Origin of the sequence: Pseudomonas sp. PICF141 (assembly GCF_002286815.1) — a bacterium.
In the GTDB taxonomy this organism is placed as follows: Bacteria; Pseudomonadota; Gammaproteobacteria; order Pseudomonadales; family Pseudomonadaceae; genus Aquipseudomonas.
Map to the genome: position 1 here is coordinate 1 of NZ_MUNM01000050.1, position 25970 is coordinate 25970.

Sequence of the window (25970 nt, forward strand, 5' to 3'; positions counted from 1 at the left end):
AACCGCGTAACTCATTGTTTACCAAGGAGTTTTCCGTTTCGACTGCGCCGGAAGTGGGGCGAATTATAGGCCTTCAAAATCTGCCGTCAACCCCTGATTGCGCTTTTCTATCAATAACTTGCAGAAAGCCTGAAAACCATACATTCCCCTCTATATAGAGAGATCACATTAGCCCCGCTATATATAGAAGGAATGCTCATAGCACCCCAGACGCTTTTAACCCTGCAACGACATCAGCATCCAGACCCAATACCCGCTGCAGAATTTCCAGCGTGTGCTCCCCCAACAAGGGAGGCGCATGACGATACTCCACCGGAGTCTCGGACAGACGAATCGGGCTTGCAACCTGCGGGACCTTCCCAGCCAAAGCATGAGGCAGCTCAATGGCCAGGCCCCGCGCTTTAACCTGAGGATCGGCAAACATCTGCGCCAGATCATTGATCGGCCCGCATGGCACGCCAGCCTGCTCCAGCTGCGCCACCCATTCGGCAGTAGTCTTGAACACGGTCGCCTGGCGTATCAGCGGAATTAACACTGCTCGGTTAGCTACCCGCAATTTGTTAGTCGCAAAACGCGGGTCATCTGCCCACTGTGGCTGACCAGCCACCTGCGCAAACTTGCGGAACTGCCCATCGTTACCCACGGTGAGGATGAAATCGCCATCGGCCGTAGGAAAGTCCTGATAAGGCACGATATTCGGATGAGCATTGCCCAGGCGTTTAGGCGCAACGCCGGTAGTCAGGTAATTCATCGCCTGATTGGCCAGACAAGCCACCTGAACATCCAGCAACGCCATGTCTACATGCTGACCGCCACCGCCTTGATCCCGATGAGCCAAGGCCGCCAGGATCGCTACCGTGGAATAGAGACCGGTCAAGATATCTGTCAGCGCTACACCGACTTTCACCGGACCCGCGCCTTCATCTCCTTCGGGACGACCGGTCAAACTCATCAGACCGCCCAAGCCCTGGATCATGAAATCGTAACCCGCACGCTTGGCATACGGACCTGTCTGCCCGAATCCAGTGATCGAGCAATAGATCAGCTTCGGATTAATCGCCTTGAGCGACTCATAGTCCAGCCCATAAGCCGCCAGACCACCGACCTTGAAGTTTTCAATGAGAATGTCTGACTTCGCCGCCAGCTCACGCACCAACTGTTGACCCTCTGGCCGCGTGAAGTCGATGGTCACTGATTGCTTGTTGCGGTTGGCGGACAAGTAATAGGCCGCCTCGCTGGTGTTCTCGCCATAGGCGTCTTTAAGGAACGGAGGGCCCCAGGCGCGCGTGTCATCGCCATTGCCCGGGCGCTCGACCTTGATGACTTCGGCGCCAAGGTCCGCCAGGATCTGCCCGGCCCAAGGCCCGGCAAGCACCCGCGATAAATCCAGTACCCGTAGATGCGAAAGCGCGCCCATGACCGTTCTCCTATTAATAGAACGCCTGAATGCCGGTCTGCGCGCGACCCAGGATCAGCGCGTGGACGTCATGCGTACCTTCATAGGTATTCACCACCTCCAGATTGACCAGGTGCCGAGCGACACCGAACTCATCGGAGATACCGTTGCCGCCGAGCATGTCGCGCGCCATGCGAGCGATGTCCAGGGACTTGCCGCAGGAGTTGCGCTTCATCATCGAAGTAATTTCGACCGCAGCAATACCTTCATCCTTCATACGCCCCAGTCGCAGGCAGCCTTGCAGCGCCATGGTGATTTCGGTCTGCATGTCGGCCAGTTTTTTCTGGATCAACTGTGTAGCTGCCAATGGACGACCAAACTGCTTGCGATCCAGGGTGTACTGGCGCGCGGTATGCCAGCAGAACTCAGCCGCACCCAATGCTCCCCAGGAGATGCCATAGCGTGCGGAGTTGAGGCAGGTGAACGGACCTTTCAAACCACGGACATCCGGGAAGATGTTCTCTTCAGGGACAAATACGTTGTCCATGACGATCTCACCGGTGATGGATGCGCGCAGGCCAACCTTGCCGTGAATCGCCGGAGCGCTAAGGCCTTTCCAGCCCTTCTCCAGAACGAACCCACGAATGTCGCCCGCGTCATCCTTACCCCAAACCACGAACACATCGGCGATCGGGCTGTTGGTGATCCACATTTTGCTGCCGGTGAGGCTGTAGCCGCCTTCCACTTTACGTGCACGAGTAATCATCGCGCCCGGGTCGGAACCATGGTCAGGCTCGGTCAGACCGAAGCAACCGATCCATTCACCCGAAGCCAGTTTCGGCAGGTATTTCTGCTTCTGTGCTTCGGTACCGAATTCGTTGATTGGCACCATGACCAGCGAGGATTGCACGCTCATCATCGAGCGATAGCCGGAGTCGACACGTTCGACCTCACGGGCAATCAGACCGTAGCTGACGTAGTTAAGGCCGCTGCCACCGTATTGCTCAGGAATGGTCGCACCCAACAGACCCACTTCACCCATCTCGCGGAAAATCGCCGGGTCGGTCTTCTCATGACGGAAAGCCTCGAGAACGCGGGGCGCGAGCTTCTGCTGAGCGAATTGCTGAGCCGTGTCGCGAATCATGCGCTCTTCTTCAGTGAGCTGTTGATCCAGCAGCAGGGGATCGATCCAGTTGAAGCTAGCTTTACCGCCCATGAGTGAGTCCTCTCGAATCGGGTCAAATAACGTGGAGTGATCCTAGGCCCGGTTCGGCTTCACGACAAACGAGGATTTTGCATACTGTTGTGCTAATTTCTCACTTCGAAACATCGCAAAATAGCTTATTGGCGATGTATTAGTGAGGTTGACGTACATGCGCAGGAAGATCCCCAGCACAACCGCCCTGATCAGCTTTGAAGCTGCAGCGCGCCACGAGAGCTTTACCAAGGCCGCCCAGGAACTTTCCCTCACGCAGGGAGCGATTTGCCGACAGATCGCCAGCCTTGAGGAGTTCCTCAGCGTCGAACTGTTCCGCCGCTCGCGGCGCGGAGTGAAGCTGACGGAGGCCGGGCTTTCCTACAGTCGCCGAGTGGCGACCCAACTCGATGCAGTTGAACGAGACACCTTGTCAGTGATGGGCCAGCAGGGCACCAACGTGATCGAGCTGGCGGTGGTCCCTACTTTCGGCACTCAATGGCTGTTGCCGCGACTCAAGGACTTTCAGCACAAACACCCCGAAGTGACGGTCAACCTCACCAACCGCACCCGCCCCTTCCTGTTCGCCGATACCGATTTCGATGCCGCGATCTATTTCGGCGATGCCGACTGGTCGGGTACCGAATCCCACAGGCTGATGGGCGAAAATCCGATGCCGGTGTGCAGCCCCACGTTACTGGGCAAAAAAAACAATCTGAGCGCCGGTGAAATAGCCGAATTGCCCTTGCTTCAGCAGACCACTCGCCCGTATGCCTGGCGCCAATGGTTCAACTCTCAAAACCTGAATATCCCGCGTGACATGACAGGACCGCGTTACGAGCTATTCTCCATGCTTGCTCAAGCCGCGATGCACGATATGGGGATCGCGCTGATTCCACCGTTTCTGATTCAACGCGAATTGGCTGAGAAACGTTTAGTGATTGCCAACGCTCAGGCACTTTCGAGCATCAAGGCTTACTACCTGATGATTCCGGAGCGAAAGGTCGAATCAGCATCTTTAAGGGCCTTTCGCGATTGGCTGGTGAATCAGGCACAAAGCTACAACCTAGAAGGATAAAGGCTTACACCTGTTAGTTGATTACGTAGTCAGAAATACGGAAGCACTACAGATATAAGTATTTGTCGCATTTCTGCAGACTGTACTGAGGAGCAGTACAAACGTCCCACAAAGGCCTGAATACGTGGCTTTGAGCCTCTATCGGCCAGCGATGACTCCTCATTCATCATGCAGATATAACAAATTATTAAAATTTTAACGAAACCCTTACAAGGCACGGCCTGCAAGGGACTGAACCGGTAGGTTGCGACATTCGGTCACAGGGTGACTTGTAGTTAATTTTCCGTCACCCGTCATAATCCCTTGAAGGGCACAAAGTTCGCCTGCAAAATGCCGCGCCCCGCCCTGATTTGGCGGGATCGTGCTGATCGGCCGCCCCAGCCGCACCACCCGAAGTGCCTGGGTTTACTCAATAAGATCACGCAGGAGATTTGACGTGCACATTGGTGTTCCTCTCGAAACCCAGACGGGTGAAACACGGGTTGCTGCAACCCCGGAAACCATCAAAAAGCTGATCGGCCAAGGTCATAAGGTCACTGTGCAAAGCGGCGCCGGCATTAATGCCAGCGTTGTCGACAGTGCTTATGCAGCGGCAGGCGCAACCATTGGCAGCGCCAACGATGCGTTTGGTGCCGAGCTGATTCTCAAGGTGGTCGCCCCCAGCGACAGCGAGCTGACGCTGATAAAGAGCGGCACCGTTGTGGTGGGCATGCTCAACCCGTTCAGCAATGAAACCATTGCCAAGCTGGCTGAATGCGGTATTACCGCATTTGCGCTAGAGGCTGCGCCGCGTACCTCACGCGCTCAGAGCCTGGATGTGCTGTCTTCTCAGGCGAACATTGCCGGCTATAAAGCCGTGTTGTTGGCCGCTCACTACTATCCTCGCTTCATGCCGATGCTGATGACTGCTGCGGGTACCGTGAAAGCGGCACGCGTGCTGATTCTCGGTGCTGGCGTGGCCGGTTTACAGGCGATTGCTACAGCAAAACGTCTGGGTGCCGTGATCGAAGCGTCTGACGTACGTCCTGCGGTAAAAGAGCAGATCGAATCCCTCGGCGCCAAGTTCGTCGACGTGCCTTACGAAACCGATGAAGAGCGCGAATGCGCCGTCGGTGTCGGTGGTTACGCGCGCCCCATGCCTGCCAGCTGGATGCAGCGCCAGGCCTTGGCCGTGCATGAACGCGCCAAGCAGGCTGACATTGTCATTACTACGGCGCTGATCCCGGGCCGCAAGGCACCGACGCTATTGAGCGCGGAAACCGTGGCGCAGATGAAGCCAGGCTCCGTGGTCATCGACCTCGCGGCAGCCCAGGGCGGCAACTGCCCGCTGACCGTGGCCGATCAGGTGGTCGTCGAGAATGGCGTGACCATTTGCGGCCCGACCAACCTGGCCGGTGCCGTCGCGGCCGATGCTTCGGCCCTGTACGCGCGCAACCTGCTGGACTTCCTGAAGCTGGTCTTCAACAAAGAAGGCCAGTTTGAAGTGAACCTCGAAGACGACATCGTCGCCGCGTGCCTGATGTGCCGCGATGGCCAAGTCATCCGCAAAAACGCCTAAGCAGGGATTCAGACGATGGAAGAGCTTATCTCCCCCGGTATCTACAACCTGATCATCTTCGTGTTGGCGATTTATGTCGGTTATCACGTGGTCTGGAACGTTACACCTGCATTGCACACGCCGTTAATGGCGGTGACCAATGCCATTTCCGCGATTGTGATCGTCGGCGCCATGTTGGCCGCCGCTTTGACCGTAACCCCACTGGGCAAGACCATGGGCACCCTGGCGGTGGCTTTGGCGGCAGTGAACGTGTTCGGCGGCTTCCTCGTAACGCGCAGAATGCTTGAGATGTTCAAGAAAAAAGCCCCGAAAGCCGTAAAAGAAGAGGCGCCCCAGTAATGAGCATGAATCTGGTAACGACGCTCTACCTGATCGCGTCGATCTGCTTCATCCAGGCCCTCAAAGGCCTGTCGCACCCAACCACATCGCGGCGCGGCAATGTCTACGGCATGCTTGGCATGGCGTTGGCAATCGTCACCACGGTCGGCCTTATTTATAAGCTGGGCGCTGAACTTGCTACTGCCGGCATCGGTTACGTCATCGTCGGCCTGCTGGTCGGCGGCACCGCTGGCTCGATCATGGCCAAGCGCGTTGAAATGACCAAAATGCCGGAACTGGTCGCCTTCATGCACAGCATGATCGGTATGGCTGCAGTATTCATCGCCATCGCTGCTGTTGTTGAGCCGCAATCACTGGGCATCGTCAAGGAACTGGGGGATTCGATTCCTGCCGGTAACCGCCTGGAACTGTTCCTCGGTGCCGCCATCGGTGCAATCACCTTCTCTGGTTCGGTAATCGCGTTTGGCAAGTTGTCGGGCAAGTACAAGTTCCGCCTGTTCCAGGGCGCACCCGTACAGTTCAGCGGTCAGCACAAGTTGAACCTGCTGCTGGGCCTGGCGACACTGGCACTGGGCATCACCTTCATGCTGACCGGCAGTCTAAGCGCTTTCGCACTGATGCTGGCCCTGGCCTTCGTGATGGGTGTGTTGATCATCATCCCGATCGGTGGCGCAGACATGCCCGTCGTGGTGTCGATGCTCAACAGCTACTCCGGCTGGGCAGCAGCGGGTATCGGCTTCTCGCTGAACAACTCGATGCTGATCATTGCCGGCTCGCTGGTGGGCTCAAGCGGTGCGATCCTCTCGTACATCATGTGCAAGGCGATGAACCGTTCGTTTTTCAACGTGCTGCTCGGCGGTTTCGGCAATACCGCTGACGCAGGTCCGGCAGGCGCCCAGGAAGCCCGCCCGGTGAAATCCGGTTCGGCTGACGATGCCACCTTCCTGCTGACTAACGCCGACACCATTATCATCGTTCCAGGTTACGGCCTGGCAGTGGCTCGGGCGCAGCATGCCTTGAAAGAGCTGACCGAGAAGCTGACCCACCGCGGCGTGACCGTGAAGTATGCAATTCACCCGGTGGCGGGTCGGATGCCTGGCCACATGAACGTATTGCTGGCCGAGGCCGAAGTGCCTTACGACCAGGTGTTCGAGATGGAAGACATCAACTCCGAGTTCGGTCAGGCTGACGTGGTGCTGGTGCTCGGCGCCAACGACGTGGTTAACCCGGCGGCCAAGAACGATCCGAAATCGCCAATTGCCGGCATGCCGATTCTCGAAGCGTTCAAAGCCAAGACCATCATCGTCAACAAGCGCTCGATGGCCAGCGGCTACGCCGGTCTGGACAACGAACTGTTCTACCTGGACAAGACCATGATGGTTTTCGGCGACGCCAAGAAAGTCATCGAAGACATGGTCAAAGCCGTCGAGTAACCCTTCGATAACCTGAACGCCCCGACTCGTCGGGGCGTTTTTGTTTGTGGCTGTTACCGATCCTGTAACGGTGTTTTGTCTGAAAGGCCCAGAATAGAAGCCTCGAATGCGACCTTGGTAGCGGGACGGACGCTGATCAAATTCACTAGACTGCGCACCTGCTTCCGTTGCCCCGAGAAAACAATTATGTACCGTAACCGTATTCGCTTGCCTTCATTGTTGGACAAGGTGATGAGCGCCGCCGACGCTGCCGCTCTGATTCAGGATGGCATGACCGTCGGCATGAGCGGCTTTACCCGAGCCGGCGAAGCCAAGGCCGTGCCTCATGCCCTGGCCGAGCGCGCCAAGGTAGCGCCGCTGAAAATCACCCTGATGACCGGTGCCAGCCTGGGCAACGACCTCGACAAACAACTGACTGAAGCCGGCGTACTGTCGCGACGCATGCCGTTCCAGGTGGACAGCACTTTGCGTAAAGCGATCAATGCCGGCGAAGTCATGTTTATTGACCAGCATCTATCGGAAACCGTAGAGCAACTGCGTAACCAACAACTCAAGCTACCGGACATCGCGGTGATCGAAGCCGTGGCAATCACCGAGCAGGGTCATATCGTGCCAACCACCTCGGTAGGCAATTCGGCCAGCTTCGCGATTTTCGCCAAACACGTGATCGTTGAGATCAACCTGGCTCACAACCCGAATCTGGAAGGTCTGCACGACATTTATATCCCGACCTACCGGCCGACCCGCACCCCGATTCCATTGGTGAAAGTCGACGACCGCATCGGCAGCACCGCCATCCCGATACCGCCAGAGAAAATTGTCGCGATCGTGATCACTAACCAGTCCGACTCGCCATCCACTGTCCTTCCGCCAGACAGCGACACCCAGGCCATCGCTGACCATCTGATCGATTTCTTCAAACAAGAAGTGGCTGCCGGGCGCATGACCAACCAGCTCGGCCCGCTGCAAGCCGGTATCGGCACAATCGCCAACTCGGTGATGTGCGGCTTGATCGACTCGCCGTTCGAAGGCTTGACCATGTACTCCGAAGTGCTGCAGGACTCGACTTTCGATCTGATCGACGCTGGCAAGCTGAGCTTTGCTTCGGGCAGTTCGATCACCTTGTCGAGCCGGCGCAATGCCGATGTATTCGGGAATCTGGAGCACTATAAGGACAAGCTGGTGCTGCGCCCCCAGGAAATCTCGAACCATCCCGAAGTGGTACGGCGCCTGGGCATCATTGGTATCAACACGGCGCTGGAGTTCGACTTGTACGGCAACGTCAATTCCACCCACGTCTGCGGCACCCGGATGATGAATGGGATCGGCGGCTCCGGCGATTTTGCGCGCAATGCGCACCTGGCGATCTTTGTCACCAAGTCGATTGCCAAGGGCGGCGCGATTTCCAGCGTGGTCCCCATGGTCAGCCACGTCGACCACACAGAACATGATGTCGACATTCTCGTGACCGAGATGGGCCTGGCCGACCTCCGTGGCCTGGCACCGCGTGAACGCGCCCGGGTCATCATCGACAACTGCGTTCATCCGGATTATCGCCAAGCCTTGAATGACTACTTCACTGCCGCCTGCGCAGTCGGCGGGCATACCCCCCACATTCTTCGCGACGCCCTGAGTTGGCACATAAACCTGGAGGAAACCGGGCGTATGCTGGCGATGTAATTGATACAGATTGGAGCTGGCGCAAACACAGTTTCGTCAGCTCCCTGTGAAAACCCTCGATACCGTCAAAAACTGTACTGCTGTATGGGTCTTTTCCTACCGTAATTGCCTACCTTTTCAAACCAAACGATCAAAAATGCACCACAACGGTGCAGATAGGTACAGTTGCCTCAATTTTGACCAGTACACCACCCTTTAACAGTTAACTGGTCTCTCACAATACAGGTGAACTGTATCTACAGAGACTGGCCAAACGAGAGGATCATTGGCATCAGTTAAACCACTACCTAATCCCGCCATAAGCGGAAGGATGTCAACCATGGAACGTACACTCAGTTCCGAGCTGTTTTTCGAAGATACTGCTGCAAAAACCCAGGCTTCCCTGCCTCTGCGCGTTATCGCCAACCTGATGCTGTGGCAGCGCCGCATCTCCAGCCGCCATCAACTGGCTCGCCTGGATTCGCGTCTGCTGGCTGACGCAGGGATTAGCGAAGCACAACGCTACGAAGAGCTGAGCAAGCCGTTCTGGCGCTAAGTTAGCGTCGCTGGCTCTGATCCTCCGGATCCACCGCCAGCAACCCGAATCGAACAAACAAAACCCGTCGTGGGAAACCACGACGGGTTTTGTCGTTTTGGAGCTTATATTTGACCGACAGAACAAAAGCCACCAACAGGTACAGTTTATAGTTCAGATGAGTTAAACCAGTACAGTTTCGGCATTAACATCCTCTCTTGGCAGACAGGGGCTGTTCTAACCGATAGGCACAGGCCTAATATCCAGATAGAACGTGGCGATCGCTTTAAAACAGGCATCTGATCCCGAGCCACTTCTAAATCGGTCTATCCAAAGGAGCTACCCCATGTCCCGTCTTCGCCTGCTCAGTGCTGCCGCTCTGCTTGCCGTTGCTGCCAATTCCCACGCCACAAGCTTTATCGTGACCACCGATTCCATTGTTGGTGGACTGAAGGCGTCCTCTGACGCAACGTCGGATGTATCGTCTTCTTTTCGCGACGACAAAATCGTCCGTGCAGCCCGTGACGATGCCGCTAGCTTCGTCGCCAGTGAAGGCGCCATTCGTGGCGTGAAACTGGAAAGCGCTCTCGACCATATCCGCCAACAAGCTCCACAACTGAATGCAACTGACGCACAGCTGGCCCAGGCCATCCTGACGATCTAAGCGACAGCTCAGAAGCGGGGCACGCCCGTCGTGTCCCCATGTTTCGGCGCTGGCTCTAGCCCGGGCATTGCGCTAGCCTTGGGACTCGCTTTCAGCCATCGAGTCTCATGCGTTTTCTTCCAAGCCTTTCGATCACTGCGGTTTTTCTTGCGGCTTGCTGGTCGGGTTCGGCCCACGCCTTCGATGCTTTCAATCTGTCTACACAAGGCACTGTGGCCAGTGGTTACGCCTCCAGCATGGTGACCTCCGCGCCCTTCGACCATAAACTGCTGATCGCCGCCCGGGATGACGCTGCCGCGTTCATTGCCAGTGACGGTCAGCTGCGAGGATCACACCTGGAGGCCGCGTTGATTTACCTGCGCCGGACCCAGCCAAAACTTCATGCCAGCGACCTTGAACTGGCGCAAGCAATTCTCGTCCAATAGTTATCCATTGTTCCTCCGGAGTCGTTCCATGCGTAGCCCGCTGATTGCTGCCACCCTTGGCCTGCTGTTGTTGGCCAATGTGGCCCAGGCGCAAACCCTGGTAGCCACCAGTAACATCATCATTCGTGCTTCCGAACGCACGCTTGATTTCACTTCCGACACCACCACTTCCATTCGCGATTCGAAGATCGTTCGTGAAGCCCACGACGATGCGGCCAGTTTCGTCGCCAGCGACGGTGAAATACGTGGTGCGCACCTGGAAGCGGCCTTCGACACCTTGCGCACTCGCGTACCGCAAGCCCGCGACGCCAGTGATCAGGTTCTCGCCGAAGCCATCCTCGCACTGTGAAGTCCCTAGGCGCCTGGCTGCTGGCCGGGGTTGTGTTGCTGCTTGGCAACACAGCTCAGGCCGGCCTGCAACTACGACTCAAGACCGACGGTCTGAGCCCAGCGCAACAGCAGGCCACTCAGGCGCTGATTGATGAAGCCATGCAGGCGTTACCACCGCGTTTCATCGAGCAACTGGACCGGCGCATTGACGTTGGCTGGACCGACAACATGCCAAGTGATGCTTACGGCCAGGCGTCACTGGTGTCTGAGCTCGACCTGAATCGCAATCTGCTCGCCAGCCTCACCAACGGCAGCGCCGCAACCCAAAAGACGTATCGCCCCCACGGCACCGTCCGCCGGGAAATGCTCGCCACGGTGCTACACGAACTCACCCATATTTATGACCGTGCGCGTCTGTGGCCAGACGCCGAGCGCACGCTGATCCAGCGCTGCAAACAACGTAACAACAGCTCCGGGCTGATCGGCATCCCCGACCAATGCCGTGGGCAGACAGAGCGACGCTGGACCCTCAGCGATGACCCTCGCCTGCTGGATTTGGCCGGCTGGCCGCAATACGTCGGTCGGCGCGGCGAGCGTGAACAGCACAACCGGCAGATTGCGCGCAGCCCGGACATCTACGAGACGAGCAGCCCCAAAGAGTTCGTCGCGGTCAACATGGAGTATTTCCTTCTCGACCCAAGCTATGCCTGCCGTCGTCCTGCGCTGTATCGCTACTACAAGGAACATTTCGGCTGGGCGCCAGCCGCCAAAGACACATGCGCCCAATCATTCGCCTTCCTTAATGCGGGTAACGACTTTGCCAAGCTGCCCTTGGGCCAGGTCGATCCGAAACGGGTTTATGCCGTTGACTATCTTTTGGCCGAAGCCAACCAGAACTGGGTCAGCCGCTGGGGCCACAGCATGTTGCGACTGGTGATCTGTGCGCCGGGTCGGCCTCGTGGGCCGGATTGTCGACTGGATCTGGATCAACATCTGGTGTTGTCCTACCGCGCCTTCGTCGGGGACGTACAGCTGTCGAGCTGGGACGGGCTGGTGGGTAAATACCCCTCGCGCCTGTTTGTCTTGCCGCTGGCCCAGGTGATCGACGAATACACCAAGACCGAACTGCGCAGCCTGGCTTCCGTGCCGCTGAACCTGTCGCCCAGTGAGGTCGAAGACGTGGTGGAACACGCTGCGGAAATGCACTGGAGTTACGACGGCAACTATTTTTTCCTGTCCAACAACTGCGCGGTAGAGGGCCTGAAATTGCTGCGCAGCAGCACCAACAATGCGCAATTGGTCGGCCTCGACAGCATCATGCCCAACGGTTTGCTGGAAGTGCTCAAGGGCCGCGGGCTGGCAGATACCAGCGTATTGGATGATCCCCGCGAAGCGTTGCGTCTGGGCTATCGTTTCGACTCCTTCCGCGATCGTTATCAAGCGATGTTCGAAGTGCTGAAAAAGCATTTGCCGATCAAGCAGGACAAGGTCGAGGACTGGCTGTCCTTGAAAGCTGAGGAACGCCGCAAATGGATTGATCAGGCTGACTTACGCACCAGCGCGGCATTGCTGCTGCTGGAGCAGGCCAGTTTCCGTCAGCAGATGGTGCTGGCCCAGGACGAAGTGAAGCAACGTTATCTGGGTGCTCGAGAATTGAAGAATGGCAGCATGGACAAGGCCAATGCGACCTTGCAGCAGATTCTCGCCAGCAGCGGTTTCCTTAGCCGTCCGGCCGAACTGCTCGGCAGCGGTGGCTATGGTTTGCCGCAACCGAATGAGTGGACGCGCCTTGAGTCGCAAAGCAGTCTGCGCCAGAAGCAGCTACAAGCGCTGACCGGGGATCTGGACAAAGAAGTCAGAGCACTGCTCGATCCAGGTCGCGCCGCCGAAATGGCCGCCAACGAAGCCAATCTGAAGCAGGTTGGCGAGCATTTGCGCAAGCTGCACAAGGCTGCAGGTGGGTTGGAGTTGCCCTGAAAACAAAAAGGGCTTCAGAACGTAGTCCTGAAGCCCTCGGTCTTGCTGTCAGTCTGTGCCGCGAGGCTCTGTATCAGAACTTTGCTTTCAGCTGACCCGCGCTTTACGCACGCCGTCGGACAAGGCTGCGCACAAGCTGAGTACGCCCTCCACAGCCTGATCCGGTGTCGAGGCATTGGCGATGTGATCGATCAGCGCCGAGCCCACCACCACACCGTCGGCCAGACGCGCGATGGACGCCGCTTGCTCCGGTGTGCGGATACCAAAACCGATGCTGATCGGCAGATCGGTATGCCGACGCAGACGGGTGACGGCTTCTTCGACATGTTCCAGAGTCGCTGCGCCCGCACCGGTCACACCTGCTACTGACACGTAATAAACAAAGCCGGAGCTGCCGTTCAATACAGTCGGCAAGCGCACGTCATCCGTCGTCGGCGTGGTCAGGCGAATGAAGTCCAGGCCCGCTGCCTGTGCCGGCTCGCACAGCTCGGCGTTATGCTCGGGCGGCAAGTCGACCACGATCAGGCCATCGACACCCGCCTCTTTGGCTTCAGCGATGAAACGTGGCACGCCGTACATGTGAATCGGGTTGAAGTAACCCATCAGCACCAGCGGCGTGTCGCTATTGCCTTCGCGGAACTCGCGCACCATTTGCAGGGTTTTGGCCAGGTTCTGTTTGGCGCCCAAGGCACGAATGTTGGCCAGTTGAATCGCCGGGCCATCGGCCATCGGATCGGTGAAAGGCATGCCCAACTCGATCACGTCGGCACCCGCTCCCGGCAAGCCTTTGAGGATCGCCAGAGACGTGTCGTAGCCCGGATCGCCGGCGGTCACGAAGGTCACCAGGGCGGCGCGGTTCTGTTCCTTGAGTTCGGCAAAACGCGTTTGCAGGCGGCTCATCAGTGTTTCTCCTGCTTGGATTGCTCTTGTTGAGACTGTTCCATGTGATGCATCACGGTCTGCATGTCTTTGTCGCCACGACCGGACAGGTTGACCACCATCAGGTGATCTTTCGGCAGGGTCGGTGCGCGTTTGAACACTTCGGCCAGGGCATGGGCGCTTTCCAGTGCAGGAATAATCCCTTCCAGGCGGCAGCATTTGTGGAACGCATCGAGGGCTTCGTCGTCGGTCACCGAGGTGTACTGGACGCGGCCGATGTCATGCAACCAGGCGTGTTCCGGGCCGATGCCCGGATAATCGAGGCCAGCGGAGATCGAATGAGCGTCGATGATTTGGCCGTCATCGTCCTGCAACAGGAAAGTACGATTGCCGTGTAGCACGCCCGGTACGCCGCCGTTCAGGCTGGCCGCATGCTTGCCGGTTTCGATGCCATAACCGGCGGCTTCAACGCCGATGATCTCGACGCTCTTGTCATCGAGGAACGGGTGGAACAGGCCCATGGCATTGGAACCTCCACCGATGCACGCCACCAGGCTGTCGGGCAGACGACCTTCCTGGGCTTGCAACTGCTCACGGGTTTCCTTGCCGATCACAGCCTGGAAATCACGAACCATGGCGGGATATGGATGCGGGCCCGCGACGGTGCCGATCAGGTAGAAGGTGCTGTCGACGTTGGTCACCCAGTCACGCAGGGCTTCGTTCATCGCATCTTTAAGGGTGCCGGTGCCGGCGACCACCGGGATCACTTCAGCGCCCAGCAGCTTCATGCGAAACACGTTGGCTTGCTGACGCTCGATGTCGGTGGTGCCCATGTAGATCACACAATCGAGGCCGAAACGCGCAGCCACGGTGGCGGTCGCCACGCCGTGCATGCCAGCGCCGGTCTCGGCGATGATGCGCTTCTTGCCCATGCGCCGCGCCAGCAGGATCTGGCCGATGCAGTTGTTGATCTTGTGCGCGCCGGTGTGGTTCAGCTCTTCGCGCTTGAGGTAAATCTTCGCACCGCCGCAGAACTCTGTCAGACGCTCGGCGAAATACAGTGGGCTTGGACGTCCGACGTAATCACGCTGAAAGTAAGCCAATTCTTCTTTGAACGCCGGATCTTCCTTGGCCGCTTCGTATTCGCGGGCCAGATCGAGGATCAACGGCATCAGGGTTTCGGCAACGTAACGGCCACCGAACGCGCCGAACAGGCCGTTGGCGTCGGGGCCATTGCGCAGATTAGTCTGGGTCATGGGTCGCTCCAGTGGTATTTGAGAGGTGACGATGGGGTTCACTCTACCTCTGACATCCCGCACTGAAAACCGATAAGATCGCCACAACCTGTCAGGAAAACTCACAGATACCATGAGCCACGACCTTCCTCCGCTGAACGCTCTTCGCGCCTTCGAAGCCACTGCCCGACTGAACAGCGTCAGTCACGCCGCCGAACAGCTGCACGTGACTCATGGCGCGGTCAGCCGACAACTCAAGGTGCTGGAAGAACACCTCGGCGTGAGCCTGTTCATCAAGGATGGACGTGGCCTTAAACTCACAGATGCGGGCGTTCGTTTACGCGATGTCAGCAGCGATGCCTTCGAGCGTTTGCGCAGCGTTTGCGCCGAACTGACCCAAAACACCGCCGATGCGCCGTTCGTGCTCGGCTGCTCGGGCAGCCTGCTGGCGCGCTGGTTCATTCCGCGTTTGGGGCGGCTCAATGCGGACCTGCCGGATCTGCGTTTGCACCTGTCGGCCGGCGAAGGCGATCTCGATCCACGGCGGCCTGGCCTGGATGCTTTGCTGGTGTTTGCCGAGCCACCATGGCCGGCGGACATGCAAGTTTATGAATTGGCCAGTGAACGCATTGGTCCGGTCATGAGCCCACGATTCGTCGGTTACGAAAGACTGCGCAGCGCACCGGCCAACGTCCTGCTGACCGAGCCTTTGCTGCACACCACCTCACGGCCGCAAGCCTGGCCGAGTTGGGCGCAGCAAAGTGGCCTCGACGCCAAGGCGTTGAAGTACGGACAGGGTTTCGAGCATTTGTATTATTTGCTGGAGGCCGCAGTGGCCGGACTGGGCGTGGCCATCGCGCCCGAGCCGCTGGTGGCAGAAGATTTGAAGGCCGGCCGCCTGGTTGCGCCATGGGGTTTCTGTGAAACCCCGGCGCAACTGGCATTGTGGCTACCCAAGCGCGCCGCAGACGGACGCGCTCGGCAATTGGCGCAGTGGCTTAAAAACGAACTGCGTCAGGCACCTTAGTTACCGCGCTTGCACAGCAGATAGGCGGCCAAAAGACCTAGCGCACCGACTGCGACACCGGCTGTAGTCCAAGGGTGTTGCTGGGCGTAGTCACGTGTCGCGATCCCGGTTTCACGGGTTTTGACCTTGACCTCTTCATAGGCATCGGAGAGCAGATGGCGCGAATGCTTCAGCGCGTTCTCGGCGTTGATTTTCAGCGTTTTAAGGGTTTTACGCGATTCGTCCGAGGCGTCGTCCTTCAGGCTTTCCAACGATTTCAGCAGACTCTCGATCTCGGCTTCCATGCTTTGCAATGAGGCTTTACGTAACGAGGTGTTGGCCATGGTGAATCTCCTGCATTGTTGAGTTGCGTGTGTTGGTTGGGACTTCAGGGGTTCCAGAAAGTGCAGTAAATCTGAATTTCGCCTCGGATTGGTCGACGGAAGAAATAAGAAAAATCACTGCTAGGCTGTATTTCACATCCTTAGGAGAACGCCATGACTGACCATCACACCTACAAGAAAGTCGAGCTGGTCGGCTCATCCACCACCAGCATTGAAGATGCCATCAATAATGCACTGGCCGAAGCCAACAAAAGTCTGAAATACATGGAATGGTTCGAAGTGACCGAAACCCGGGGGCACATAAAAGACGGCAAAGCGGCACACTTTCAAGTGACGCTCAAGGTCGGATTCCGGATTGCCAGTAGCTGAGTTTGAAGTCCGCCTTCTGAACTTGCGCGCCGGCCGAATGCCATAGGGAATGGCAAAGCTACGTGGTGAGTGCCTCCGGCCGATCGCTGGATGCGCTCCCTCTATTGATCCGACCAGGGGGTGCAACCCATGAAGAAGTTTATTCTGGCGATAGGTTTGTTGAGCCTTGCGGGAACAGCCTTTGCCCAGGGCAAATCGTGCGACGAGCTGAAAGCCGAGATCTCGGCGAAACTGGATGCCAAGGGGGTTTCCGATTACACACTGGAGATCGTCGACAAAGGTGCTGCTGCTGACGGAAAAGTTGTTGGCACCTGCGAAAAAGGCGCCAGGCAAATCGTCTACAAACAGGGCTGACGCCTTCGAAAATGAAAAAGCCGACGCAATGGCGTCGGCTTTTTTGTAGGCGCTGTTTGCGTCTCAGCCCTTCATGACCTGGGCCAGCAACTCGTAGGAATGCAGGCGATCGGCATGTTCGTACAGGTCACAGGTAAAAATCAGCTCATCGGCCTGTGTCTGTTCGATCAGCACTTCCAGTTTGGCGCGAATTTTCTGCGGGCTGCCGACCATGGCAAGACCCAGGAAATCACCGACTGCTTCTTTCTCATGAGGCAGCCACAGACCGTCCATGGTCTTCACGGGCGGGCGTTGCACCAGGCTCTGGCCACGCATCAACGCGAGAATCCGCTGGTAGACCGAAGTGGCCAGATAATCGGCTTGCTCATCGGTGTCCGCGGCCACCAGTGGCACGCCGAGCATCACGTAAGGCTGATCCAATACCGCTGAAGGTTTGAAGTGGTTGCGGTAGACGCGAATCGCCTCATGCATGAAGCGCGGTGCGAAATGTGAGGCGAACGCGTAGGGCAAACCGCGCTCACCCGCCAACTGCGCACTGAACAGGCTCGAACCCAACAACCAGATCGGGACATTCGTGCCGGTACCCGGCATGGCAATTATCCGCTGGCCTGGCGTACGTGGGCCGAGGTAGCTCATCAGTTCGGTCACATCCTGCGGAAAATCATCGGCGCTGCCGGAGCGTTCACGGCGCAGGGCACGGGCGGTCATTTGATCGGAGCCAGGCGCGCGTCCCAGGCCCAGATCGATCCGCCCCGGATACAGGCTTTCAAGGGTGCCGAACTGTTCGGCGATCACCAGTGGCGCGTGGTTGGGCAGCATCACGCCACCTGAACCGACACGAATGGTCGAAGTGCCGCCAGCCAGATAACCCAGCAGGACCGAGGTCGCCGAACTGGCGATCCCGTCCATGTTGTGGTGCTCGGCGACCCAAAAGCGGTTGTAGCCGAATTTTTCCACATGCTGCGCCAGGTCCAGGGAATTGTGCAGGGACTGGGCCGCACTGCCGTTTTCCCGCACGGGCACCAGATCAAGGGCCGAGAACTTGATATCGGATAGTCGTTTCATAAACCTGCTTCTCCAAATGGGGTAAGCAGGTTTTGTCACGAACGAAAACCTGCCGAGTCTATAAGCGTGTTCCATGCAATGAGGGCATATACCCGAGTTTCAATAGGAGGGACAAAATTCCTGCGCCATTAGAAGACTGATCAGATGAGATGAACTTTGCCTGACGGTCTATCCTCAGAACCCTGGCAACCGAAAACCACGAAGGCGCGACGTTGCGCGCCGAATCTTGAGGAGGCAGATATGGCTATCACGAAGAAAGCATCGGCTCATTGGGAAGGTGATCTGAAAACCGGTATTGGCTCGATTTCCACTGAAACCGGCGTTCTCAGGGATGCGCCCTACGGTTTCAAGGCTCGTTTCGAGGGCGGTAAAGGCACCAATCCGGAAGAACTGATCGGCGCGGCTCACGCGGGCTGTTTTTCCATGGCGTTTTCAATGATTCTCGGCGAGGCGGGCCTCAAGGCTGACAGCATCGACACCAATGCCGAGGTCACCCTGGACCAGGTAGAAGGCGGCTTTGCGATCACGGCGGTAAAACTGATTCTCAAGGCGAAAATCCCCGGGGCGAATCAGGCGCAATTCGAGGAGCTGAGCAACAAAGCCAAAGAAGGCTGCCCGGTATCCAAAGTACTGAATGCAAAAATCAGCCTGGATGCGACCTTGGTCAGCTGATCATGGGTTGATACGGGGTAAAAGATCGCGGCCTTCGCGGGCTCCCTTGCGCAGGTTGCGGTCTTTTTTTGCCCTGAAACATAATCTGACAGACAAAACTGTGGTCGAATAAACGACAGCAGCTTGAGCGCATTACCGTGCGCGCTGCCTCAAGGGAGCTTCAACCATGAAACGTTTTGCCTTCGCGATTATCTGTTGCACGCTGGCCACATCGGCCCTCGCGGCACCGAAATCCTGTGAGGAACTCAAGGCCGAGATCGAAGCCAAGATTCAAGCCAACAACGTCTCGTCCTATACCCTGGAAATCGTCACCAATGACGAAGTCCACGATCAGAACATGGTCGTGGGTTCATGCGAATACGGCACCAAGAAAATCATTTATCAAAAAAATGATCGCTGATTCGCCTCATATGACGCAGTTGGCCAGCCGATCTTCGGCGACAATTTCCCGCTTGGCATTGTAGAGCCGGGCGCTGGGGGTGAACGCTATAGAACGGGCTTCCAGCAGATAACGCTGGCCGGCCTCGAAATGGTCGTAGTTGATGGTCAGGTAGCACAGCCGCTCCAGCGGAGCATTCATCAGGCCCGAGCCTCCACCAAACACTTCAAAATCGAAACGCACTCTCAGTTCATGGCTACCCGGGGTGACCTGGAAGTATCTCCCGTCACTCAGCCGCTGGTTATCGAGCCGGTCGGCCATCAGCAGTTTCCCGCCGGGGCTCGGCGTGGCGAAGTCGACCCAGGCCATTTGCGGATTGACCGCCGGTAACGGGCTCGTACAACCGACGAAAACGCCTGCTGCGAGCAACAGCAACAACCTGCGCATGATGAATATCCCAAGGACTGATTATTCAGCATAGCCTCGATCAGGTACGTTGGCAGCCTGCCGGTGTGCCCTGTCCAATCACTTTTCGCTGCTGATCGTAGAGCTTCGCCCATGGCCGAAAGCCGATATTCCCGGCTTGCAGCTGATACCGCTGACCGGCGTTGAAGTCCTTGAATTTCACATTCAGCTGGCAGTCGCGCCACAGCGGTTGCGCGTTGGGGCCAATGTTGGTTGGCTGGACTGCGAACAAGTAGCGAACCGTCAGCTTATGGCTACCGGGTTGTACCTCGAAATAGCGCTTGTCGATGGAAGCCTTGTCATCGACTTCTATCGCTTGCAGCGCGGTGTCTTCCTGTCGTGTATCCAGATCGATCCATGCCTGTGAAGGATCAGGAGTAGGCAATCCAGCACAACCGGCCAGCATCAGCAGGCCTCCCGTCAGCATCAACTTGCGCATAGCGGAGCTCCAATAGGCGGGATAGTCTTGCGGGCAGACTTTCCAGGGATGATTTATTTTGATCAGGCCGCGTAAAAGCCTTGGGTTACTTGATCGCGTTTTACGCATTTTGTTTCCGGGGTTATGTCTTTTGTTATTTAACGGCTGCGCCAGCATCAGCTATTACGGCCAACTGGCCAGTGGTCAGTTGCAATTGCTGCGAGCCCGAGAGCCGGTTTCCAGTGTGATCGCCGATCCAGGCCGCGATCAGCAATTGCGCGCGCATCTGGCCGAATCACAAAAGGCCCGGACATTTGCCAGCCAGCACCTGCATTTGCCGGACAATCAGAGCTACCGCCTGTACGCCGACATTGGCCGACCGTTTGTAGTCTGGAACGTCTTTGCCACGCCGGAATTTTCGCTGAAGCCGCAGAACCATTGCTTCCCCATCGCTGGCTGCGTCGCCTATCGCGGTTATTACAGCCAGAGTGCTGCCCGCGGTGAGGCCGCGTTGCAGCGTCTGCAAGGTATGGACGTGTCGATTGGCGGCGTCGAGGCCTATTCGACGCTCGGTTGGTTCAACGACCCGATCATGAGCTCGATGATGGGTTGGGGCGACGAACGGTTAGCCACGCTGATATTTCACGAACTCGCCCATCAACGTTTTTATGTGAAGGACGACACCGAGTTCAACGAGTCCTTCGCGACCTTCGTCGAGCAGGAGGGCACTCGCCAATGGCGCGCATCCCGGGGCCTGCCACCGGATAACCGAGCGTTGGTGAAGCAACGCGACCAGTTCATCCAATTGGTTTTGAACGCCCGCAAGCGACTGGAACAGCTTTACGCCTTGCCGCTTCCTGCCGAGCAAATGCGTGAGCGAAAAGCAGCAGAGTTCGAACAATTGCGCCGTGATTACCGGACGCTACGCGACGCTCAATGGGGCGGGAACAAACGCTTCGACGCCTGGATCAACAGCCCAATGAACAATGCCCGGCTGTTGCCGTTTGGTTTGTATGACCAATGGGTGCCGGCGTTTGCCGCGTTGTTCAAACAGGTCGATGGAGATTGGCTGAGGTTTTATGCGGCGGTGGAGAAATTGGGCGCTTTACCGCTTGAGGAGCGTAAGGCGGCGTTGAAAGTGTTGGCAGGATCAAAAAGTGGCGATGGCTGAAAGGGCCTCTTCGCGGGCAAGCCTCGCTCCTACAGTCGGGCGACGACGGTGCAGGCGACGTACATTCTGTAGGAGCGAGGCTTGCCCGCGAAGAGGCCGGCCCAGGTTCCCCAAAAGTCGGCTACAGCCAAATCGCATCCCACAAAGGATAGTCCCCGACCTTTTCTACCAATCCCGCTCGCAGCGGATTGGCAACGATATATCGAGCAACTGCCTGCAAGTCTTCTTCCTTGCGTATGGCGCGATCATGATAGCCATGCTGCCAAACCGGACCTTGACGTCGAATTGAGCGATTGACCGTCACTGCAATCCGGGATTTGGTACGGGCCATCAATGTAGGTAGCTGAGTATTTTGTAACTCAATCAGCCAATGAAAATGATCGGGCATCACAACCCAGGCTAACGATGTTGCAAACTCTTCTCGCTCAGCCGTCCTTAAAGCATCAACCACCAGACGCCCATTCTTGAAGTTGCTAAACAATGGTTCTCGATTCAAAACCACGGCAGTCAGCAGATAAATTTGTCCGGACTCTGAGTATCGCCCGGTGCGCAATCGATGAGCATGTTTGAGCTCTGACAATGATGACCCTCCTTGATCGTAGTCGGAGTATTAAGGCTAGGACGATAAGTAGGGATTGGAGTGAGAACAGTTGCTCTGGATGTGTCTGGGGGGACGCCTTCGCGGGCAAGCCTCGCTCCTACAGTCGGGCGACGACGGTGCAGGCGACGTACATTCTGTAGGAGCGAGGCTTGCCCGCGAAGGCAATGCAACTAACGCTGCAAAAACGCCTGATGCATCTCCTCTAGCGTCTCAAAGTGGTAAGCCGGGGCTTCAGCGCTCAGTTCTTCCCGACTGCCAAATCCATAACCCACCGCCGCCGCGTCCAGCCCATTACTACGTGCACCGATCAGATCGTGTTTACGGTCGCCAATCATCAGGGTATTGGCCGGGTCCAGGCCTTCTTCGCTCATCAAGTGCGCAATCAGCTCGACCTTGTCGGTTCGCGTACCATCCAGCTCGCTGCCGTAAATCACTTTGAAATGCCTGGCGAAGTCGAAATGCCGGGCGATTTCCCGGGCGAAAACCCATGGCTTGGACGTTGCGATGTACAGCTGTCGTCCTTGCCCACCGAGGGTTTCCAGCAACGGCGTGACGCCATCGAACACGCGGTTTTCATACAGACCGGTGACTTTGAAGCGCTCGCGATAGAAATTCACCGCTTCCCAGGCCTTGGGCTCGTCAAAGTCGTAGAACTTCATGAACGCCTGCAACAATGGCGGGCCGATGAAGTGCTCGAGCCTGGTCAAGTCCGGTTCATCGATCCCCAGTTTGCTCAGGGCGAACTGAATGGAGCGGGTGATGCCTTCGCGCGGGTCGGTCAACGTGCCATCGAGGTCGAACAGTACGGTTTGGTAATGCATGAAAATTCCTGAGCAGTAGAGAGGCACTTTCCTTTATCAAGCGGTCTAGAGCTGGTCGTAGCCTTCGGCCAGATGCAGGTCCTTGAGCTTCACGTAGTTCGCTGCGCTGTAGGTGAAAAAGGCTTTTTCCTTGTCAGTCAGCGGCCGGATCTGTTTCACCGGGCTGCCAACGTAGAGGAAACCGCTTGCCAGGCGCTTGCCCGGCGGCACCAGGCTGCCAGCGCCGATGATCACATCGTCCTCGACCACCGCACCGTCCATGACAATGCTGCCCATGCCGATCAGAATCCGGTTGCCCACGGCACAACCATGAAGCATGACTTTATGCGCGATGGTCACATCATCACCGATCAGCAGCGCGAAGCCATCGGGATTGAATGGCCCGGCGTGGGTAATGTGCAATACGCAGCCGTCCTGCACGCTGGTGCGCGCACCGATCCGGATGCGATGCATGTCGCCGCGGATCACTGTCAGTGGCCAGACGGAGCTGTCTTCGCCGATTTCGACGTCGCCGATCACCACCGCCGAGCCGTCGACAAAGGCGCCTTTGCCCAGCAGCGGCGTGTGGTTCTGATACTTGCGAAGGGTCACGATAGGCTCTCTCTCTTTTGCTGATAGCTGCGGTGAGCGTCGATTGTAATTAAGATGGGGCCATGTTTCTTCCCGCATGTTTTCCAGCCAAGGTGCCAACCGTGAGCGTGAACAACCCTCTTCTGCAGTCCTACGACCTGCCGCCGTTTTCGGCGATCCGTGCCGAACACGTGCAACCGGCCATTGAAAAGATCCTGGCTGACAACCGCGCCGCCATTGTCGACATCCTCAAGACCCAGGGTAAACAACCGACCTGGGCCGGCCTGGTGCTGGCGATGGATGAGCTCAACGATCGTCTGGGCGCCGCCTGGAGCCCGGTCAGCCACCTCAATGCCGTGTGCAACAGCGCCGAGTTGCGCCAAGCCTACGAGGCTTGCCTGCCGGCCCTGAGCGCCTACGCCACCGAGCTGGGCCAGAACCGTGAACTGTTTCAAGCCTATGAAGCGCTGGCCAACAGCCCTGAAGCCGCCCGTTTCGATGTGGCGCAGAAAACGATCCTGGAACACGCTTTGCGCGACTTCCGTCTGTCGGGTATCGACCTGCCTGAAGCCGAACAAAAGCGCTATGCCGATGTGCAGAGCAAGCTGTCGGAGCTGGGCAGTCGCTTTTCCAATCAGTTGCTCGACGCTACGCAGGCATGGACCAAGCACGTCACCGACGAAGCCGCCCTCGCCGGCCTGACCGATTCGGCCAAGGCGCAAATGGCCGCCGCCGCGCAAGCCAAGGACCTGAACGGCTGGCTGATCACCCTGGAATTCCCGAGTTACTACGCGGTGATGACCTACGCCCAGGACCGCGCCCTGCGTGAAGAAGTCTATGCCGCCTACTGCACCCGTGCGTCGGACCAAGGCCCGAATGCCGGTCAGAACGACAACGGCCCGGTCATGGAAGAAATTCTCGACCTGCGTCAGGAACTGGCAAAACTGCTGGGCTTCGCCAGCTTCTCAGAGCTGAGCCTGGCTACCAAAATGGCCGAGTCCAGCGATCAGGTGCTGAGTTTTCTGCGCGACCTGGCCAAACGCAGCAAGCCGTTCGCCGCAAAGGATCTGCAACAGCTCCAGGCCTACGCCGCCGAACAAGGTTGCCCGGACCTGCAAAGCTGGGACAGCGGTTTCTACGGTGAAAAACTTCGCGAACAACGCTACAGCGTCGCCCAGGAAACCCTTCGCGCTTACTTCCCGATCGACAAGGTTCTGGGTGGGTTGTTCAGCATCGTTCAGCGCCTGTACGGCATCGAGATCGCTGAGCTGAAGGGCTTCGACACTTGGCACCCGGATGTCCGCCTGTTCGAAATCAAGGAAAAGGGCCAGCATGTCGGTCGTTTCTTCTTCGACCTGTATGCCCGCGCCAACAAGCGCGGCGGGGCCTGGATGGACGGCGCCCGCGATCATCGCCGTACGATCAATGGCGTGCTGCAAACCCCGGTGGCGAATCTGGTATGCAATTTCACCCCGGCCGACAGCGGTAAGCCGGCCCTGCTGACCCACGATGAAGTGACCACCCTGTTCCACGAATTCGGTCATGGCCTGCATCACTTGCTGACCCGCGTCGAGCATGCAGGTGTGTCTGGCATCAATGGCGTGGCCTGGGATGCGGTCGAACTGCCAAGTCAGTTCATGGAAAACTGGTGCTGGGAGCCGGAAGGTCTGGCGTTGATTTCCGGCCACTACGAAACCGGCGAGCCGTTGCCTCAGGATCTGCTGGAGAAAATGCTCGCGGCGAAAAACTTCCAGTCCGGCCTGATGATGGTTCGCCAGCTGGAGTTCTCGTTGTTCGACTTCGAACTCCATGCCACCCATGGCGATGGCCGTAGTGTGCTGCAAGTGCTCGAAAGCGTGCGCGACGAAGTCTCGGTCATGCGTCCGCCGGCCTACAACCGCTTCCCCAACAGCTTCGCCCACATCTTTGCCGGTGGTTATGCGGCGGGCTACTACAGCTATAAGTGGGCAGAAGTATTGTCGGCTGATGCTTTCTCGAAGTTTGAAGAAGAGGGTGTGCTCAATGCCGAGACCGGTCGCGCCTTCCGTGAAGCGATTCTGGCGCGAGGCGGCTCCCAGGAGCCGATGGTGCTGTTCGTCGACTTCCGTGGCCGTGCGCCATCGATTGACGCACTCTTGCGCCATAGCGGCCTGAGTGAGGACGCGGCAGCATGAGTGAGGAATCTGTGATCACCAAAAAACGCTTTATCGCCGGCGCGGTCTGCCCGGCCTGCAGCGAGCCGGACAAGTTGATGATGTGGAGCGAAGACGCCGTTCCGCATCGCGAGTGTGTGGCTTGCGGTTATTCCGACACGCTGAATGAACAAGGGCTGTCGGTGCCCAAGGAGTTGGGCACGCGGGTCAATACTTCGGCATTGAAAGTGCCCGATGCAAAGGTTCAGGCGGTGCAGTTCTTCCCGAACCCGAAGCTGAAGAAAAAGCCTGACGAGCAGCATTAAATAGCAAAAAAGCCTTCCATTGCGCGCCGCAAGGGAAGGCTTTGCTACTGCAGATGCGAGTCAAGAAGTAGTGTCCACATAACAACGTCACTTTATCAGTCTGCTGCGTCTGGGGTCCCCAAGCGCAGCAGACTTTTTACATTTTAATATCGAAGCTCAGCAATTATGGATTGGCGATACTGGCATAAGCTTTGGCCAGGGCCAGCAACTTTTCCTTATCGTCGGCATCGATATCACCGTCACCATCAACATCTTTATTGACATCTTCAAGACTAAAGGACATACCTCCATCATATGAGGATGCGATGATTATTTTGGAATCCAGCAATGCATGAGTGAGCTTGGAATTTTTAGCATCCCAACCCTCTTCCTTCAATGCGAACTGCATAGAGACGAGTACTTCATCCGGGTCAACGATAGTAGGACCAAGTTTCTGTAGAAAGATACCGCGATTATTAAAAAACGACATAGTTAATTCCTTTTAGTAAATATCCTGGGTTTATGTTTGCAGCGGATAAATATTACCGATACTTCCCATGTAACAACCACTCCTTATATGTGTCTCCCAGTTTCA

General features: G+C 57.3%; 30 protein-coding genes. 18 read left to right on the plus strand and 12 right to left on the minus strand.

Annotated features, from left to right (window positions below):
* Positions 1-196: 196 nt before the first annotated feature.
* Together BZL43_RS12920 and BZL43_RS12925 are read right to left on the minus strand one after the other, a co-directional pair.
* A complete protein-coding gene (locus BZL43_RS12920; RefSeq protein WP_095632667.1) occupies positions 197-1417 on the minus strand; it encodes a CaiB/BaiF CoA-transferase family protein in 1221 nt (406 codons plus the stop codon).
* A 13-nt stretch (positions 1418-1430) separates the two neighbouring features.
* A complete protein-coding gene (locus BZL43_RS12925) occupies positions 1431-2612 on the minus strand; it encodes an acyl-CoA dehydrogenase (protein WP_095632668.1) in 1182 nt (393 codons plus the stop codon).
* Positions 2613-2769: 157 nt separating this feature from the next.
* On the opposite strand from BZL43_RS12925, the gene BZL43_RS12930 reads away from it, so the two are divergent.
* The 10 genes from BZL43_RS12930 (at position 2770) to BZL43_RS12975 (ending at position 12589) form a co-directional block, all read left to right on the plus strand.
* Positions 2770-3669, plus strand: a complete 900-nt coding sequence (locus tag BZL43_RS12930; protein ID WP_095632669.1) for a LysR family transcriptional regulator — start codon at positions 2770-2772, stop codon at positions 3667-3669.
* Positions 3670-4105: 436 nt separating this feature from the next.
* A complete protein-coding gene (locus BZL43_RS12935; protein ID WP_095632670.1) occupies positions 4106-5227 on the plus strand; it encodes a Re/Si-specific NAD(P)(+) transhydrogenase subunit alpha in 1122 nt (373 codons plus the stop codon).
* A gap of 15 nt (positions 5228-5242) precedes the next feature.
* Positions 5243-5566: an NAD(P) transhydrogenase subunit alpha gene (locus BZL43_RS12940; protein ID WP_007902743.1), complete on the plus strand. Its 324-nt coding sequence runs from the start codon at positions 5243-5245 to the stop codon at positions 5564-5566.
* Positions 5566-6999 (plus strand): NAD(P)(+) transhydrogenase (Re/Si-specific) subunit beta, encoded by a 1434-nt coding sequence (locus BZL43_RS12945; protein ID WP_095632671.1) that lies wholly within the window; start codon positions 5566-5568, stop codon positions 6997-6999. Before BZL43_RS12940 ends, BZL43_RS12945 begins: the two co-directional genes overlap by 1 nt.
* Positions 7000-7185: 186 nt before the next feature.
* A complete protein-coding gene (locus BZL43_RS12950; RefSeq protein WP_095632672.1) occupies positions 7186-8679 on the plus strand; it encodes an acetyl-CoA hydrolase/transferase family protein in 1494 nt (497 codons plus the stop codon).
* A gap of 319 nt (positions 8680-8998) precedes the next feature.
* A complete protein-coding gene (locus BZL43_RS12955; RefSeq protein ID WP_018927231.1) occupies positions 8999-9214 on the plus strand; it encodes a DUF1127 domain-containing protein in 216 nt (71 codons plus the stop codon).
* A gap of 325 nt (positions 9215-9539) precedes the next feature.
* Positions 9540-9857: a DUF2388 domain-containing protein gene (locus tag BZL43_RS12960; protein ID WP_008067730.1), complete on the plus strand. Its 318-nt coding sequence runs from the start codon at positions 9540-9542 to the stop codon at positions 9855-9857.
* 107 nt (positions 9858-9964) lie between these two features.
* The gene (locus tag BZL43_RS12965; protein WP_095632673.1) at positions 9965-10282 is read left to right on the plus strand and encodes a DUF2388 domain-containing protein; all 318 of its coding nucleotides are present in this window, start codon (positions 9965-9967) and stop codon (positions 10280-10282) included.
* A gap of 28 nt (positions 10283-10310) precedes the next feature.
* The gene (locus BZL43_RS12970; protein WP_095632674.1) at positions 10311-10631 is read left to right on the plus strand and encodes a DUF2388 domain-containing protein; all 321 of its coding nucleotides are present in this window, start codon (positions 10311-10313) and stop codon (positions 10629-10631) included.
* Positions 10628-12589, plus strand: a complete 1962-nt coding sequence (locus BZL43_RS12975; RefSeq protein ID WP_095632675.1) for a DUF4105 domain-containing protein — start codon at positions 10628-10630, stop codon at positions 12587-12589. Before BZL43_RS12970 ends, BZL43_RS12975 begins: the two co-directional genes overlap by 4 nt.
* Before the next feature lie 87 nt (positions 12590-12676).
* Here the strand turns inward: BZL43_RS12975 and trpA are convergent, their stop codons facing one another.
* Positions 12677-13489: a tryptophan synthase subunit alpha gene (gene trpA / locus BZL43_RS12980; protein WP_095632676.1), complete on the minus strand. Its 813-nt coding sequence runs from the start codon at positions 13487-13489 to the stop codon at positions 12677-12679.
* Entirely contained in the window at positions 13489-14724 is a 1236-nt protein-coding gene (gene trpB / locus BZL43_RS12985; RefSeq protein ID WP_095632677.1) for a tryptophan synthase subunit beta, read from the minus strand. Before trpB ends, trpA begins: the two co-directional genes overlap by 1 nt.
* 112 nt (positions 14725-14836) lie before the next feature.
* Between trpB and BZL43_RS12990 the strand changes: the two genes are divergently transcribed.
* Positions 14837-15730: a LysR family transcriptional regulator gene (locus tag BZL43_RS12990; protein WP_095632678.1), complete on the plus strand. Its 894-nt coding sequence runs from the start codon at positions 14837-14839 to the stop codon at positions 15728-15730.
* Here BZL43_RS12990 and BZL43_RS12995 read toward each other — a convergent pair.
* Complete coding sequence (locus BZL43_RS12995) at positions 15727-16053, minus strand: YqjD family protein (RefSeq protein ID WP_095632679.1); 327 nt, start codon at positions 16051-16053, stop codon at positions 15727-15729. The two genes, BZL43_RS12990 and BZL43_RS12995, sit on opposite strands and share 4 nt — an antisense overlap.
* A 153-nt stretch (positions 16054-16206) precedes the next feature.
* Here BZL43_RS12995 and BZL43_RS13000 point away from each other — a divergent pair, with 153 nt between their 5' ends.
* Together BZL43_RS13000 and BZL43_RS13005 are read left to right on the plus strand one after the other, a co-directional pair.
* Entirely contained in the window at positions 16207-16422 is a 216-nt protein-coding gene (locus tag BZL43_RS13000) for a dodecin (protein WP_007902773.1), read from the plus strand.
* Positions 16423-16551: 129 nt separating this feature from the next.
* Complete coding sequence (locus BZL43_RS13005) at positions 16552-16776, plus strand: DUF1161 domain-containing protein (protein ID WP_095632680.1); 225 nt, start codon at positions 16552-16554, stop codon at positions 16774-16776.
* Between the two features lie 63 nt (positions 16777-16839).
* Here BZL43_RS13005 and BZL43_RS13010 read toward each other — a convergent pair whose 3' ends face one another.
* Complete coding sequence (locus tag BZL43_RS13010; protein WP_095632681.1) at positions 16840-17841, minus strand: LLM class flavin-dependent oxidoreductase; 1002 nt, start codon at positions 17839-17841, stop codon at positions 16840-16842.
* Between the two features lie 240 nt (positions 17842-18081).
* Between BZL43_RS13010 and BZL43_RS13015 the strand changes: the two genes are divergently transcribed.
* Complete coding sequence (locus tag BZL43_RS13015) at positions 18082-18513, plus strand: OsmC family protein (protein WP_095632682.1); 432 nt, start codon at positions 18082-18084, stop codon at positions 18511-18513.
* Positions 18514-18679: 166 nt separating this feature from the next.
* Positions 18680-18913, plus strand: coding sequence for a DUF1161 domain-containing protein (locus BZL43_RS13020; RefSeq protein ID WP_095632683.1), 234 nt, complete (start codon positions 18680-18682; stop codon positions 18911-18913).
* A 6-nt stretch (positions 18914-18919) separates the two neighbouring features.
* Here the strand turns inward: BZL43_RS13020 and BZL43_RS13025 are convergent, their stop codons facing one another.
* Positions 18920-19339, minus strand: coding sequence for a hypothetical protein (locus BZL43_RS13025; protein ID WP_095632684.1), 420 nt, complete (start codon positions 19337-19339; stop codon positions 18920-18922).
* Between the two features lie 40 nt (positions 19340-19379).
* Entirely contained in the window at positions 19380-19796 is a 417-nt protein-coding gene (locus BZL43_RS13030) for a hypothetical protein (RefSeq protein ID WP_095632685.1), read from the minus strand.
* A gap of 58 nt (positions 19797-19854) precedes the next feature.
* On the opposite strand from BZL43_RS13030, the gene BZL43_RS13035 reads away from it, so the two are divergent.
* Positions 19855-20946: an aminopeptidase gene (locus BZL43_RS13035; RefSeq protein ID WP_095632686.1), complete on the plus strand. Its 1092-nt coding sequence runs from the start codon at positions 19855-19857 to the stop codon at positions 20944-20946.
* 121 nt (positions 20947-21067) lie between these two features.
* On the opposite strand, the gene BZL43_RS13040 is transcribed toward BZL43_RS13035, so the two are convergent.
* The 3 genes from BZL43_RS13040 to BZL43_RS13050 form a co-directional block, all read right to left on the minus strand.
* The gene (locus BZL43_RS13040; RefSeq protein ID WP_095632687.1) at positions 21068-21526 is read right to left on the minus strand and encodes a transposase; all 459 of its coding nucleotides are present in this window, start codon (positions 21524-21526) and stop codon (positions 21068-21070) included.
* A gap of 191 nt (positions 21527-21717) precedes the next feature.
* A complete protein-coding gene (locus tag BZL43_RS13045) occupies positions 21718-22368 on the minus strand; it encodes an HAD family hydrolase (protein WP_095632688.1) in 651 nt (216 codons plus the stop codon).
* Positions 22369-22413: 45 nt separating this feature from the next.
* Positions 22414-22959, minus strand: coding sequence for a gamma carbonic anhydrase family protein (locus tag BZL43_RS13050; RefSeq protein ID WP_095632689.1), 546 nt, complete (start codon positions 22957-22959; stop codon positions 22414-22416).
* 62 nt (positions 22960-23021) lie between these two features.
* On the opposite strand from BZL43_RS13050, the gene prlC reads away from it, so the two are divergent.
* Positions 23022-25112, plus strand: a complete 2091-nt coding sequence (gene prlC / locus BZL43_RS13055) for an oligopeptidase A (protein ID WP_168185090.1) — start codon at positions 23022-23024, stop codon at positions 25110-25112.
* Positions 25109-25396 (plus strand): YheV family putative zinc ribbon protein, encoded by a 288-nt coding sequence (locus tag BZL43_RS13060; RefSeq protein ID WP_095632691.1) that lies wholly within the window; start codon positions 25109-25111, stop codon positions 25394-25396. Before prlC ends, BZL43_RS13060 begins: the two co-directional genes overlap by 4 nt.
* Positions 25397-25559: 163 nt before the next feature.
* Here the strand turns inward: BZL43_RS13060 and BZL43_RS13065 are convergent, their stop codons facing one another.
* Positions 25560-25865 (minus strand): hypothetical protein, encoded by a 306-nt coding sequence (locus BZL43_RS13065; protein WP_095632692.1) that lies wholly within the window; start codon positions 25863-25865, stop codon positions 25560-25562.
* Between the last annotated feature and the right edge of the window lie 105 nt (positions 25866-25970).